Source organism: Planktothrix sp. FACHB-1365 (genome assembly GCF_014697575.1).
Classification (GTDB): Bacteria; Cyanobacteriota; Cyanobacteriia; order Cyanobacteriales; family Microcoleaceae; genus Planktothrix.
In genome coordinates, this window is record NZ_JACJSC010000015.1 from 22,445 (window position 1) to 36,786 (window position 14,342).

The 14,342-nt window shown below is 39.7% G+C and carries 12 protein-coding genes; 4 read left to right on the top strand and 8 right to left on the bottom strand.

All coding sequences use genetic code 11. The features are described from left to right. Window positions 1-170: 170 nt before the first annotated feature. Window positions 171-3,176 carry a tetratricopeptide repeat protein gene (locus H6G57_RS16605; protein ID WP_190520448.1) on the top strand — a complete coding sequence of 1,002 codons (3,006 nt, stop codon included), beginning with the start codon at window positions 171-173 and terminating at the stop codon, window positions 3,174-3,176. On the opposite strand, the gene H6G57_RS29425 is transcribed toward H6G57_RS16605, so the two are convergent. From H6G57_RS29425 to H6G57_RS16630, 6 genes are all read right to left on the bottom strand, one after another. Continuing rightward, the gene (locus tag H6G57_RS29425; RefSeq protein ID WP_255528374.1) at window positions 3,146-3,280 is read right to left on the bottom strand and encodes a hypothetical protein; all 135 of its coding nucleotides are present in this window, start codon (window positions 3,278-3,280) and stop codon (window positions 3,146-3,148) included. The two genes, H6G57_RS16605 and H6G57_RS29425, sit on opposite strands and share 31 nt — an antisense overlap. A gap of 31 nt (window positions 3,281-3,311) precedes the next feature. After that, window positions 3,312-3,737: a M48 family metallopeptidase gene (locus H6G57_RS16610; protein ID WP_190520451.1), complete on the bottom strand. Its 426-nt coding sequence runs from the start codon at window positions 3,735-3,737 to the stop codon at window positions 3,312-3,314. Between the two features lie 72 nt (window positions 3,738-3,809). Beyond that, entirely contained in the window at window positions 3,810-4,754 is a 945-nt protein-coding gene (locus tag H6G57_RS16615; protein WP_190520453.1) for a Uma2 family endonuclease, read from the bottom strand. Between the two features lie 99 nt (window positions 4,755-4,853). Further along, window positions 4,854-5,933 (bottom strand): acyl-CoA dehydrogenase family protein, encoded by a 1,080-nt coding sequence (locus tag H6G57_RS16620; protein ID WP_190520455.1) that lies wholly within the window; start codon window positions 5,931-5,933, stop codon window positions 4,854-4,856. Window positions 5,934-6,377: 444 nt separating this feature from the next. Next, window positions 6,378-7,496 (bottom strand): AbrB family transcriptional regulator, encoded by a 1,119-nt coding sequence (locus tag H6G57_RS16625; protein ID WP_190520457.1) that lies wholly within the window; start codon window positions 7,494-7,496, stop codon window positions 6,378-6,380. 34 nt (window positions 7,497-7,530) lie between these two features. Next, window positions 7,531-7,992 (bottom strand): peroxiredoxin, encoded by a 462-nt coding sequence (locus tag H6G57_RS16630; protein ID WP_190520458.1) that lies wholly within the window; start codon window positions 7,990-7,992, stop codon window positions 7,531-7,533. A 154-nt stretch (window positions 7,993-8,146) separates the two neighbouring features. Here H6G57_RS16630 and H6G57_RS16635 point away from each other — a divergent pair, with 154 nt between their 5' ends. Next, window positions 8,147-9,709, top strand: a complete 1,563-nt coding sequence (locus tag H6G57_RS16635; protein WP_190520460.1) for a B12-binding domain-containing radical SAM protein — start codon at window positions 8,147-8,149, stop codon at window positions 9,707-9,709. A gap of 272 nt (window positions 9,710-9,981) precedes the next feature. Continuing rightward, window positions 9,982-10,728 (top strand): aquaporin Z, encoded by a 747-nt coding sequence (gene aqpZ / locus H6G57_RS16640; protein ID WP_190520462.1) that lies wholly within the window; start codon window positions 9,982-9,984, stop codon window positions 10,726-10,728. Window positions 10,729-10,891: 163 nt separating this feature from the next. Here the strand turns inward: aqpZ and H6G57_RS16645 are convergent, their stop codons facing one another. After that, window positions 10,892-11,590, bottom strand: coding sequence for a phosphatase PAP2 family protein (locus tag H6G57_RS16645; RefSeq protein ID WP_190520465.1), 699 nt, complete (start codon window positions 11,588-11,590; stop codon window positions 10,892-10,894). 56 nt (window positions 11,591-11,646) lie between these two features. Between H6G57_RS16645 and H6G57_RS16650 the strand changes: the two genes are divergently transcribed. Continuing rightward, window positions 11,647-12,555, top strand: a complete 909-nt coding sequence (locus tag H6G57_RS16650; protein ID WP_190520467.1) for a cation diffusion facilitator family transporter — start codon at window positions 11,647-11,649, stop codon at window positions 12,553-12,555. A gap of 61 nt (window positions 12,556-12,616) precedes the next feature. On the opposite strand, the gene H6G57_RS16655 is transcribed toward H6G57_RS16650, so the two are convergent. Beyond that, the gene (locus H6G57_RS16655) at window positions 12,617-14,254 is read right to left on the bottom strand and encodes a peptide chain release factor 3 (protein ID WP_190520470.1); all 1,638 of its coding nucleotides are present in this window, start codon (window positions 14,252-14,254) and stop codon (window positions 12,617-12,619) included. Window positions 14,255-14,342 lie beyond the last annotated feature (88 nt).

The following is a 14,342-nucleotide window of genomic DNA, read 5'->3' on the forward strand; positions in this document are numbered from 1 at the left end:
AATTTTTGTAAGATATTATGGTTTAGGCTAGTCAGGGTTTTAATCGCCTGTATAATATTTGAATAGCTGATGACTTAACGGAATTAATCTGTTAAAATAGATATCAAGTATAATTTATTTATTTTTTCATAGTTAAATCGTCAACCTATATCTTGACCCGACAATAAATAATGAAAATTATCAACTTTTTAGAGCTTTATTCCTCAATAGAAGAATCTCATGATTTAGTTAATAACTGGTCACTCTTATTTCCTGAACTACAGTCTATTTTAAAACTCAGAGACCGTCAAAACAATATTCATCTCCCTCTATTGTTAAACTTAGCAGTTCACAATTTAGAAAATCAGGAAATTTATTGCCAAATCGGGGTGAATTCTGTTAGTCATTTAATGGGTGCATTATTGAATAATCCTGACTCTATAGCTTATGTGGTCGATTCCTTCTATGAAAAAGATGAATCCCAAAGTTATGAATCTAGGGTTGAAATTTTAGAGGCTTTAAATTTTAGTAATCAAGTATTTTTATGTGATCAACAACCAGAAGAATTTTTATTAGAACTGAGAGAAGTTGAATTTGAGAATAAAATCGGCGTTTGTTTCTATGATTGGAAAACTGATTATCGTTCTGTTTTGAATAGCTTATTATTGATTAATCCTTTTTTATCTCATCAAGCATTAATTATTGTTAATGATGCAAATCATGACAGTGTTCAACAAGCTATATGGGATTTTATCGCAGCAACACCTGAATGTCAAGTTGAACTAGAACTATTACCTCAGACTGATGAACCGCTCCGGTTTGAAGATGGGATTTTTATTATCAGTCGAGATATAAACAGAACTTTTAACTATGAAACAGCGATGTTCCTCAACCGTCGCCAACCTCAAGTCATTCAAAGAATTTCTCAGTTACATCAATTAGAGAAATTATTAAATACAATTTATCAAGAAGCTGTCGATTTCCATCAAAACTACAGGTTTAATGAAGCTGAAAAAAAATATCAAGAATTTATTGATTTGAATCCAGATCATGGGGAAGCGTGGATGAATTTAGGAAAGTTATATTATCAAAGCGAAAATTATCAAGCATCTCTGCACGCTAGTTACCAGCTAATAGCACTTACTCCTCATAGGTTTGACGGATATTATCAATTAGGTCAATGCTTTGAAAAATTGAATCAATTTGAACAAGCGATCGCAGCTTACCAAAAAACAATCGCATTAAAACCTGATTATCTTGATGCCTATAATAACTTAGGAAATCTCTTAATGCAACAAGGACAATTTGCAGAAGCAGAAACGGTTTATCGTCAAGCCATAGAGATTAACCCTAATCATTTTTGTAGTTACCTGAATTTAGGCAATTTATTTTTATTGCAAAATCAATTTCAATTCGCTAAAGCAACCTATCAAAAAGGTTTAACGATTATTCCAGATCAGCCTGATATTCTGCATAACTTAGCTCTAACGGATGAAATTGAAAAAAATCCAATTCCTTATTATCGTAGTTTTGGCGATCGCTTGTACCAATTAGGCAATTATGAAGCAGCGATCGCAGAATATCAAAAAATCCTCAATTTGCAAGCAGGAGATGTTGATCTTTATGACAAACTCAATCACTGTTACTGGCAACTCAACCAACCGAATGATGCCATAGATATCTTGAAAATTGGAACAAAAATATATCCTGATTTTGCTCCCCTTCACTTTACATTAATTACGAACCTTCTTTATCAAGGAAGAACAGAAGAAGCTGTTAAAAAAGCGGAAATCGCCTCAGAATGCTTACCCAAAGATTATACCTTTACCCTGCTTAAATATCTCATAGTACCGATGTTGTACCACTCTATTGAGGAAATCAACAATTATCGAGATCGGTTTAATCAAGGATTACAAAATTTAATTGCTACTACAGATCTAACTGATTCGGAGACAGTAGATCAAGCCTTTTTAGGAATGGGACGATTTACGAATTTTTATTTAGGGTATCAAGCGAGAAATGTGATTGAAGAACAAAAAATTTATGGCAATTTTCTGCATCAAATTATGTGCTTAAAATATCCTCAGTGGGTTCAACCGCTAACCCTACCAACAGTTAAGGATAAAATTCGAGTGGGATATGTTTCGAGTTATTTGCATTGTTATAGTGGTTCACTGTGGTTAATTGGTTGGTTACGCTATGCTAGCCGGAATCAGTTTGAAATTTACGCTTATTATACCGGGAATTCTCCTGATCCCGTTACAGAACAATTTAGACAATATAGCCATCAATTTTATCATATTCCTAACAATTTTGAAGCGGTTGCTGAACAAATTACTAAGGATCAACTGCATATTTTAGTTTATCCCGAAATTGGGATGAACCCCCCAACAATGGAACTCGCCGCTTTACGTTTAGCACCCATTCAATGCACCGCTTGGGGTCATCCCGTCACATCAGGACTCCCAACCATTGATTATTTCCTATCAAGTCAATTAATGGAACCGGAAAACGCACAGGAACATTATTCAGAAACCTTAATTTTATTACCCAATATTGGGGTTGCTTATCCAAAACCTCAAGATATTCCACCGTTAGTTAAAACTCGATCAGATTATGATTTACCCGAAGATGCGGTGATTTATTTATGTTGTCAAGCTCCCTTTAAATATCTTCCCCAATATGATTATATTTTACCTGAAATAGCACTCAAAGTTCCGAACGCTAAGTTTTTATTTTTCCGAGGAACATTACTCAATGATCGCTTAAATCAAGCTTTTTCTAACTATGGCTTAAATTATCAGGATTATTGTTTACATCGAAAAGTTGACGAACGCTTTGATTATTTAATGTTAAACCAACTTTCGGATGTGTTTTTAGATACCTTTACTTGGTCGGGAGGAAATACCTCTTTAGAAGCGATCGCTTGTTATTTACCTATTGTCACTTGTCCTGGGGAATTTATGCGCGGACGTCATGCGGATAGTTTTCTAAAAATGATAGGTTTAACAGAAACTATTGCCAAAAATGAAGCAGAATATCTTGAAATTGCGGTCAAATTAGGGTTAGATTGTATAGGACGTGAAACAATTTCTCAACAGATGAGTGAACGCCAACATCTTCTGTTTGATGATCAAGTTTGTGTGACGGCTTTAGAAGAATTTTATCAAGCTGTCATTAAGGCTAGACTTTCATAAAAAATGGGTGTTCTTTCTGAATTTCGTTGAATTTCATTATGGACTTGAGCGATTGTTAATTCCAACTGTCCTAAACGTTCTAACTCAATTTCAATATGCGTCACCGGTTCCTGCACTTGACTGGCTGAACTGGAGTTATTTTTGATTTCCCTGTTTTAATTGAGTTAATAACTGTTGATAATCTTGTCGATCAGGATATAATTTTATTAAATTATTTAAGGGTTCAATTGCTCCTTGAATGTTATTTTGTTCTAGTCTAACCTTTACTAAACCTTCCAAAGCTGTTGGGTTATTGGGTTCCCGTTTTAATACCGTTTCATAACCTTTTTCTTGCTTCTGTAATAAAGCGGTTGCAGATTGTTCTTCTGTGGGTTGAGTCGTTTGGGGTTCAGGTTCAAATACCCCTTTAAACACTTTTCCTAATCCAAATATGGTAGAACCAAAAAAAGCAAGCATTGATAAGATCATAATGACTTTTTGTACCTGCTTAGAGCGTTCCATTCGGCGCATACGATCTGCCCCATATTGCCTTTCTAAGGATTCCTTCTCAACGGGATTCATGGCTAATACCTTCCTCAGATTCTTGATTAGTTGGCTTGAATAGCACCTATTTTGAGAATACCCTGTTTGTTCTCAAAATTGATCAGAACTAGATTCGGGTAATTCGCCGAACTGTTGACGGTAACGGTTGAGCAACGCTTCTAACTCTTGGGAACGCTGTTGAGCTTCTTCGGTTTGGCGTTGAGCTTCTTCGGCTTGACGTTGAGCTTCTTCGGTTTGGCGTTGAGCTTCTTCGGTTTGGCGTTGAGCTTCTTCGGTTTGGCGTTGAGCTTCTTCGGCTTGACGTTGAGCTTCTTCGGTTTGGCGTTGAGCTTCTTCGGTTTGGCGTTGAGCTTCTTCGGCTTGGTGTTGAGCTTCTTCGGCTTGGCGTTGAGCTTCTTCGGCTTTTTGTGCAGATAATTCATCAACGGTGGGTAGAATTTCACCCTCTGAAGTTGCCCATCTTAACCAGATCGTTTCAACGGTTTTATAACTTCCTGACCATCGCACTAATGATAAGCCTAATTGTTGACTGACTAATCGATTAAATTGATCAGGAAAAATCGGTTCATAACTGCCATTAATTAAGGTAAATCCTGCCCAATCATCAGGATTAAAGGGATCATACCAGAAATATTCAGGAACCCGAACTTGATTTTGATAGATGAGTTTTTTGTCGGTTTTATCTCGTTGGGCGGTACTGTCTGATAATAATTCAATAATCACATCAGGGGCTTTTCCTTCTTCCCAAACCACCCAACTTTTTCGTTCTTTTTTGGGAACTCCTAATACAGCAAAAAAATCGGGGCCTTTGAAGTCTTGGTTCCGCACTTGGGCTAAACTAAAATAGAGGAACATATTTCCCCCAACATAACCATCTTCTCGTTGTTCTAACCAAGGAATTAACTGATCAATCAGTAAATCCATTTGCAGTTTATGGCGTTGAGTTTCCATCGGGACTCCATCGTCACAAGGTAGTTCATCTTGCGTGGGCGGTAATATTATCCCATTTAGGAGTGTTTCTTGGGGTGGTGACATAGCTCTCAATTAATCAATAGATTAATGATTTTAGAGATATTCTATCATAGCAATCTACCATAATGGTAAGTGGACTAACCATTTAAGTTACAACAAAGATTATAAAACCTTACAATTCTTGATTTTTTCTAAGGTGGCTTTCATTAATTCTGTTGTTTGACCGGATACCGTAAAAACTAACGCTTCTCGATAAATTCTTTGGGCAGAATTGCTGTTTAAATTTGCCGCACCACTGGAAACTGTTATCGCAGCATGGGCGCAACGCACGGCTAATTCTATCGCCCAGGCGCGGAGTTTATATTTTTCTGAAGTATTCAGAGTTTGAGGATGATTTTGAGCCAAAAATATTTTAGAGCGACATTGATTGAGTTCTTGATTTAAGGAATTAAAGGCATCTTGAATAAAGGAAAACCCTGTTTTTTGAAAGGCTATTTCTACAATCTCTAACCCTGCTCTCGCACAGCCTAACGCTAAAAAACTAGCGTGTAAAACTTTAGTTTTATCATTGTCTTGTATCCAGCCAACGGGATGAATAGAAACGACTTTTTCTGCTGGTAAAAACCATTGGGTAAAGGTTGCTGTTACGGTATTAGTGGAAGTCATGCCGCAAAGGGACAGGGGAGGACTTAATGCTATCGTACTTTCTCCTATTTTTTGTTCGCAAAAGGGGACTAACCCCCAAACAGATTGACCATCAGGTAATATTGCAGCAACTACAAATTCTTCAAAAATTCCCCATCCTGTTATCCAAGGAACAAAGCCATTAAGTTGATATCCCCCCGTTACAGGAATAGCAATAATTGAGGGATTTCCTAATCGTCTTAAGTGGGAAAAACCGACTCCAATTTTAGCAATTCCATGACTCATTCGGGGTAAATAATCTGCTTGTAATTGAGTATTAGAGCTTTGAATTAACATCCCAGCAACACTTTGATGTTGAGTTTGCAAAAAGGCTAAGGCACCTGAATAACGGGCGATTAATTCTTGAAATTTAAAAAAGGTTTCTGCGTCGATTTGTCGCCCTCCCCAACCCTGGGGAATTCTTAATCCTAAAACTCCTAATTCTCCTAATTCCTTAAAGGCTTGATTCAGGGCTTTTGAACATTCATCTATTTGATTAGCCTGGGGGTAAATCTTTTGTTTTAAATAGGATTCTGTTTGTTGTAGCAGTTCAGACACAATATATTGAGTTTAGGGTAAAATTATAACGGTTTTTAATAAGAGTGAACTGTTCGAGGTGGAAACCGGGTTTTTGGGAAAAAGCCCATGCCTTGTTCCTCAATGCACAAATTTTGCTTTTTGTCAATCCCCCTGTTTCTCAGGCAATCATTTTTGTCCAAAATTCGCGCATCGCAGGGTAGCAATTGGCAGCGAAACTCAAAAGATTTTACGAAATAATCAGGGTTTCGGACTTAGTTTTGGGCAATAGACACAATAAACCCTTGGGGGGTGTTTTTCACACTATACCAGAACCCCGATCATCTCGTCAACTTTTTGAGAAATATTTTTAATAAAATATCAGGATTCCCTGACAATATTTTAAAAAATAAAACTATTTTTAGAAAACTATTAGATAAACTTAACATAAAAAACCCAAAACCCGGTTTTTTCCAGGGAGTGACGTTAGATAAGCTTTGAATTTTTAATTAATAGATTTCCAAACCAAGGACTAATTAATAAGATCAATAACATTCGGGTCATTTGCATCGCTAATACAATTCCAGAGTCTCCCCCCAGTTGAATTACGGTTGCAATCATAGCTGTAATTCCTCCCGGTGTGGAACCTAATATAGCCGTCATGGTATCGACTTGGGTAATTTCATGGAAGATATAACCCGCGCCCAAACAAAATAAAATTAATATTAGGACTAAAACGATTTCAATTAAAACCGCTTTCCAAAGAGTTTTAGCATTGTTCCAGTCAAACTTTAACCCGATAGAAAACCCCACAAACAATAGCCCAACGGTAAATAGTAAGGAGGGCATTTTAATCGAGTGGGGGATTGTCCAAAAGACAATTAAACTAACGATAAACGGCCCAAAAAATAAGGATGACGGTAAATGAAATTTTTCCCCTAATAGAATTCCTAACACACCACAACCGCCCAGAATTGCTAGGTTGAAAACCGGAGGTAAAGAAGGTAAAGTTTGAAGGGGAATCGAGAGCACAGAAGGGATAGTCGTATCCCCTGCAAACCAGTAACCGACGAGGGTAGGAACAATAACAGCAACTAATAAAATTCGTAGATATTGTAACAGGGCAACGGCGATCGCATCGGCCCCCATTGCCTCACTCATAGCAATTAAACTGTAACTCGCCCCAGGAACACAACTGAGGAACCCCGTCGCCCGATCAAGATTACCCCAACGTCCTAATAAATAGCCATTTAAGACACTCATTCCCCCAGTAATCAGAATACAGATCATCAGGGGAAAAGCGTAAGTTTTCATTAAGCCTAGGGTATGCCAGGAAAACCCTGTAGCCGTTGCGATCGCAACAATCGCTTGACCCACGATAAAAAAGATTGGGGGTAGGGGCTGGGGTTTTCCTCGAAACACGGCATAAAGAATGCCCGCCACCATTGGGCCAATCAGCCATCCCACAGGAACGTGCAACCCGTTGAATAAATAGCCGACCCCCACAGCCAGCATCAACTGAGGTAAAAGCTGGACAAATTGGGGCAAAGTTCGAGAGAATTCTTGCCTCAAGTGCGTCAGGGTATTTTGATAGTCTATATTCATCGACGAGAACCGATCACTCGGATTGGGATTTAGGCTAAGAAACCGCAATAGTCTTGAGAGTCGTTAAGGCTTCCTCAACGTGACGCTGAAACTCTAGCATCGAATCAAACAGATGTCGCACCACACCGTCTTTATCAATAATGTAGGTCACACGGCCGGGGAGAATCCACAGTGCGGCTGGAACACCATAGAGTTGACGAACTTTATTGCCAGTATCACTTAACAAAATAAACGGAAGATTGTATTTTTTGACAAACTGTTGATGGGATTGGGTGCTGTCCGAACTAATCCCAATCACTTCTGCACCCGCATCTTTAAAGACTTGATAGCTATCTCGAAAGCCACAGGCTTCAGCCGTACAGCCCGGAGTATCATCTTTGGGATAAAAGTAGAGGACAACGGATTTTTTTCCTTGGAAGTCCTTAAGACTAACTGATTCGCCCGTTTGCGAAGTTAAGGTGAAATCAGGAGCCATATCTCCGACTTTAACGGCCATAGTGGTGATAACCCTGTATGATTTGATGAAATGTTAACCTTTGTTATGATAGCGCGGACAGGCTAACTCGGCTACCCAAGGAGGATTTTTCAGGGAGAATTTAACAAATTGAGATTCTACGTTAACATTTTAGCTCACAATTACCCTTTTTTCCATGAAAACATTATTAATTTATCCCGAATTTCCTCCTACTTTTTGGTCCTATGAAAAAATCCTGGAATTAGTGAATCGCAAAGTCTTATTACCGCCTTTAGGATTAATTACAGTGGCGGCAATTTTGCCCCAAAGTTGGGAATTTAAACTGGTTGATCGCAATATTACCTCTGTGAGTGAAGCCGATTGGGATTGGGCAGAATTAGTCATTCTTTCAGGAATGATTGTGCAGAAATCCGATTTTATCGCCCAAATTCAAGAAGCGAAAAGACGAGGAAAATTAGTGGCTGTTGGTGGCCCCTACCCCACGTCTGTTCCCCATGAAATTGAAACCGCCGGAGCAGATTTTTTGATTTTAGATGAAGGGGAAATCACCCTTCCGATGTTTGTTGAAGCGATTGAACGGGGGGAAACATCCGGGGTATTTCGTACCCCAGAAAAACCCAGTGTCACCTTAACGCCTATTCCCCGTTACGACTTATTAGAATTGGATGCTTATGATTCCATGTCGGTACAGTTTTCACGGGGATGTCCGTTTCAATGTGAATTTTGTGACATTATTGTGCTTTATGGCCGTAAACCCCGCACCAAAACCCCAGAACAATTATTAAAAGAATTAGATTATCTCTATGAACTGGGATGGCGACGAGGGGTGTTCATGGTGGATGATAATTTTATTGGCAATAAACGCAATGTCAAATTATTGTTAAAAGCCTTAAAAATTTGGCAAGCCGAACATCAATATCCCTTCCGGTTTAATACAGAAGCTTCCGTAGACTTAGCGGATGATGCAGAATTAATGGATTTGATGGTGGAGTGTAATTTTGATGCGGTATTTTTAGGGATTGAAACCCCCGATACCAGTAGCTTAGAACTGACTAAAAAATATCAAAATAACCGCAGTCCCCTATTAGAAGCCGTTGATAAAATTATCCGGGCTGGTTTACGACCAATGGCGGGATTTATTCTAGGGTTTGATGGCGAAAAACCCGGTGCGGGTTCTCGAATTATTGACTTTGTGGAACAAGCTGCGATTCCAGCGGCTTTATTTAGTATGTTACAAGCCTTACCGAATACGGCGCTATGGACTCGTTTAGAAAAAGAAGGACGGTTAATTAATCCCAAAAAGTTTGATATTAACCAAACCACTTTAATTAACTTTATTCCCACTCGTCCCGTTGAAGAAATTGCTGAAGAATATATTGAAACCTTTTGGCAACTTTATGATCCTGAACGGTATTTAGAACGCACCTATCGCTGTTTCTTAAAGTTAGGCGCACCTAAATGTCATCCTCCGGGTAAAATACCAAGTTTTATTGATTTAAAAGCCTTAGCCACTGTAATTTGGCGACAAGGATTTAAACGCAAAACCCGGTGGAAATTTTGGCAATATTTGTTCAGTATTATCAAACATAATCCCGCCGTTTGGGATCATTATTTAACCTTATGCGCCCATAATGAGCATTTCTTAGAATATCGGCAAATTGTCAAAACAGAAATTGAACAACAGTTAGCTGAATATAAAGCTCAAAAAGCCCAACTGCAAACTCAAGTTCCAGCGTAGGAGATTCGGTAAAATTTAGCTCTAATTTTATTAGGGGTGTGTAAGCTAGACTTATGCACTCCTTCAAAGATAAAACGGATAATAATAACCGCTTTTTTGAAAAATAAGAATTTTTTTATATTTTCTTTAAATTTTATTTATTGTTTTATTAATTTTTTCTGAATTTGCTACATATAGCACCAAAATATTTCAATCTTATGGTAGCTTTCAGGGGAAAGTCATCTGCATTTAGACAGATCTTTTGACTAGGTTGTATTTTCAGAGGTTTAATAATGCCGATCACTAAGCGATGTCTTGCCGAGTTTATGGGAACATTTTGGCTCGTTTTTGGAGGATGTGGATCTGCTGTTTTTGCGGCTCAATTTCCAGACGTCAATAATCCGCTTGGTATTGGATTTACTGGGGTTGCATTTGCCTTTGGGTTAACCGTTTTAACGATGGCCTATGCCATTGGTCATATTTCCGGTTGCCATCTCAACCCTGCGGTTTCCTTTGGATTATGGGCGGGTAAACGCTTTTCAGGCGGAAAAGATTTAGCACTTTATATTGGATCTCAAGTTGCAGGAGCAATTGTCGCTTCTTTAGTGCTTTATTTAATCGTCAGTGGCAAAGCGGGATTTGATGCAGCAGCCTTTAAGAGTGGTTCTAACCCCTTTGCAACCAATGGATATGGAGACCATTCTCCCGGCGGTTACGGGTTATTTTCAGCCCTACTGCATGAATTTGTGTTGACATTTATGTTCTTGATGGTAATTATGGGATCAACCGATCGCCGCGCCCCTCAAGGCTTTGCCCCCATTGCTATTGGTTTAGGATTAACCTTAATTCACTTAATCGGAATTCCCGTCACCAATGTATCTGTAAATCCAGCCCGTAGCACCGGCCCAGCATTGTTTATTGGCGGTTGGGCAATCCAACAATTATGGTTATTTTGGGTCGCACCTATTTTAGGGGGAATAGCCGCAGCTTTAACCTATAACAGTTTATTTGGTGAATCGCCATCTAACCCCGATGTTTAAGGAATAAAAATTTATACTTTTCCTCGTTTTGTGTCAAAAAAAAGATCAAGTATCTCCTTCTAGGAGCGAGTATGGCATGATGGGTATTAACAATCTCATTAATGCAGTATTCGCTCTTAGCAGATCGTTAGAAAAACCCAAAATTTTCGATAAAATTCCTGGCTCAAGATGAATTTTTGCGAGGGGAGGGAAATTTGAGCAGCAATCTTACTCCAATTGCCCATGCAATAGAAGCTGCCCAACCTGCCAGAATATCGCTAGGATAATGAACTCCTAAATATAAGCGTGTCCAGCCAATTGCCAAGACAAATCCCCCTCCAACGGCTAAAACGAACCAGCACCAGCGACTCCCCCAAGTTAACACCACTAGAGCCACAACGAGAGTCATGCTTGACATGGCATGACCACTGGGAAAGCCATAATCTAATTCGGGAGCCGGAGATTCCCAAAGGTGAGGACGTACTCGGTGCAGCAGAACTTTTGTTGTTCGATTGATAATAATACTTCCGAGCAAAGTAATTACTAAATAGGTTAATTGATGCCAGCGACGGTGAAACAGTAGCGTTAACACAATAACGGTCGCAACGGGAAAAACTCCCCAAAAAACACCCAACCTAGTCAAGGTTGAAGCGAACCTATCGAGTTGAGGGTTTGCTGTTGAGTGAATCGCTAGAAGGGTGGGTACATCCCACGAAAAGCCCCCTTCGTTTTCCCAAACTTCCTCAGCTAATTCTCCAAAGATTTGTAACGGAAAAAAGACTCCAACCAACAAAATTAATAAAGCAACCCGATGAGCAATTAGCGATCGCTTCAAGATTAAGAAAAATGACCGGATATAATTCCAAAGACTGCCATCAAACATGACTAAATCCCGTAAACAATTGAGAGCACTCGCCTGTCATATCAGAAAAATTTACTATGAACAATAATAAATCTGCCCGTTTCTACACGTTTCTGTCCATTGGAGCAGCACTCCTAACCATCGCCCTGAAAACGGGAGCTTACTTACTCACGGGTTCTGTTGGCTTATTATCGGATGCGGCAGAATCCTGTGTGAATTTAGTCGCCGCTATTATTGCAACCTGGGCTGTTACTTATGCAGCCAAACCACCCGATGAAAAACATACCTTCGGACATTACAAAGCCGAATATTTTTCCAGTGGAGTTGAAGGTGCATTAATTCTAGTCGCCGCAGGTAGTATTGCCTTCGCAGCTTGGCAACGCTTGCTTCATCCTCAACCCTTGGAGCAATTGGGAATTGGACTCGGATTATCTCTGGTCGCGGCTGCCATCAATGGTGGATTAGCTTTGGTGATGTTGAGAGCGAGTAAGCGATTACGTTCAATTACATTGCGCGCGGATGCTCATCACCTGCTTACCGATGTCTGGACTTCCGTAGGGGTTGTATTGGGATTAATTTTAGTCCCCATTACTCAATGGTTGATTCTTGATCCGATTATTGCTTTTATCGTTGCTGCTAATATCGTTTGGGCGGGTTTCAGGTTAATACACGAGACGGGTTTGGGACTGCTCGACACCGCAATGCCTGTAGCAGAACGTCGCCTGATCACAGATATTTTAGCGGGTTACGATGCTCAAGGTGTTCAGTTCCACGCCCTCAGAACACGGGTAGCAGGTTCCCGTCGTTTTGTCTCCCTTCATGTGTTAGTACCAGGTGCTTGGACAGTTCAGCAGGGACATGATATTTGTGAACAGATTGAACTGGCAATTGGGCGCTCGTTGCCGGGAACTTATGTTTTCACTCACTTAGAACCGTTGGAAGACCCCATTTCATGGCAAGACCAACAACTAGATCGAGACCTATAACTTAACATCCCCGTAAGAGCGATAGGTAATGACCCATACCTATCGCTTGTTGATTTAACCTTTATTCCTCCTCCCCAGATGAAGAATTTTGAACGGAAACAACCGGAGCAATAGAACTTAGTTTTAACTCAGGATGATCCCCTTCCGCTTGACGACAATTCCAGTCATTTTTAAACAGTAAAACTGGACGATTCCAACTATCTTTAACTACGGCTGCATTAAAAATCCGTCCGACTTGATTTAACGCATCCCAACCCCCTGTTACCCAACGAGCCACACTATAAGGTAAGGGATCTAATAAAGTTTCAGCACCATATTCATTTTGCAATCTAAACTGAACCACTTCAAATTGCAGTTGACCTACAGCGGCTAAAATCGGGTCACGTTTCGATTCATCGGCGGAAAACATAATTTGTACCGCCCCTTCTTCTCGCAATTCCGAAACCCCTTTATGGAATTGTTTAAACTTAGAAGGATTCGGATTTTTTAAATAGGCAAATAATTCCGGGCTGAAACAGGGAATTCCTTCATATTCTAATTTTTTGCCCATATAAATCGTATCCCCAATGGCAAAAACCCCTGGATTATTTAATCCAATCACATCCCCCGGATAAGCAATTTCAATCGATTGTCGTTCTTGAGCAAATAATTTTTGGGGACGAGAAAGACGGATCACTTTTCCCGTGCGCGCATGATTAACCGTCATATCTTTTTCAAATTTTCCGGTACAAACGCGCACAAAAGCAACGCGATCTCGATGCTTGGCATCCATATTCGCTTGCAGCTTAAATACAAAACCCGTAAACTCAGGATATTCCGGTGGCATATCCCCCAAGGTACTGAGGTGAGAACCGGGTTTTAAGGCATAATCTAAGAAGGAATCTAAGAATAATTTCACCCCAAAATTCGTCATGGCACTTCCGAAGAAAACCGGGGTCATTTTACCCGAATGAATTTCATCAAAATTCAATTCTGACCCGACTTCTTCCAAGAGTTCTAACTCTTCTTTCAACTGATAATATAGATCCTGATCTAAGTAGTTCTCAATCCGGGGATCACCTAAATCTAAAACCGTATCTAACGCTTCTCGACTTCCGTGAGCACTGCGTTCAAATAAATGAATTTGTTGTTTACGTCGATCATACACCCCTTTAAAGCGATCGCCCATGCCAATCGGCCAATTAACCGGATAGGTTTTTAACCCTAATTCTTTTTCAATTTCATCCAGTAATTCTAAGGGTTCTCGACCCGGACGATCCATTTTATTAATAAATGTAAAAATTGGCAGACTTCGCATTTTACAAACTTCAAAAAGTTTGCGAGTTTGCGGTTCTAATCCCTTGGCGGCATCTTCTAACATTACCGCATTATCGGCGGCTGCTAAAGTCCGATAGGTATCTTCACTAAAATCTTGGTGTCCGGGTGTATCTAGCAGATTAATCTGACAATTGTTATACTCGAACTGCAAAACTGTTGAGGTAATCGAAATTCCCCGTTGTTGCTCCATTGCCATCCAGTCTGATGTTGCATGACGTTGAGCCTTCCGTACTTTAACAGCACCTGCTTCATGAATTGCACCTCCGTAGAGGAGTAATTTTTCAGTCAGGGTCGTTTTTCCAGCATCAGGGTGAGAAATAATCGCAAAGTTACGACGTCGCTCAACCTCCGCTTGAATTTCAGTTTGGAGTTCTGTAGTCATACTGAAGCCTAAAATCGGGGTTTTCTATCAAACTTATAATTATAGAGGCTAAAGAGGATTTTTGCTCTGTGCAGTATAATCTGCGTGT

Coding starts and splice junctions, on each gene's coding strand:
- H6G57_RS16655 (WP_190520470.1), bottom strand. CDS start 14,254: ATGACTACAGAACTCCAAACTGAAATTCAAGCGGAGGTTGAGCGACGT.
- H6G57_RS16650 (WP_190520467.1), top strand. CDS start 11,647: ATGAACAATAATAAATCTGCCCGTTTCTACACGTTTCTGTCCATTGGA.
- H6G57_RS16630 (WP_190520458.1), bottom strand. CDS start 7,992: ATGGCCGTTAAAGTCGGAGATATGGCTCCTGATTTCACCTTAACTTCG.
- H6G57_RS16605 (WP_190520448.1), top strand. CDS start 171: ATGAAAATTATCAACTTTTTAGAGCTTTATTCCTCAATAGAAGAATCT.
- H6G57_RS16645 (WP_190520465.1), bottom strand. CDS start 11,590: ATGTTTGATGGCAGTCTTTGGAATTATATCCGGTCATTTTTCTTAATC.
- H6G57_RS16625 (WP_190520457.1), bottom strand. CDS start 7,496: ATGAATATAGACTATCAAAATACCCTGACGCACTTGAGGCAAGAATTC.
- aqpZ (WP_190520462.1), top strand. CDS start 9,982: ATGCCGATCACTAAGCGATGTCTTGCCGAGTTTATGGGAACATTTTGG.
- H6G57_RS16610 (WP_190520451.1), bottom strand. CDS start 3,737: ATGAATCCCGTTGAGAAGGAATCCTTAGAAAGGCAATATGGGGCAGAT.
- H6G57_RS16635 (WP_190520460.1), top strand. CDS start 8,147: ATGAAAACATTATTAATTTATCCCGAATTTCCTCCTACTTTTTGGTCC.
- H6G57_RS16615 (WP_190520453.1), bottom strand. CDS start 4,754: ATGTCACCACCCCAAGAAACACTCCTAAATGGGATAATATTACCGCCC.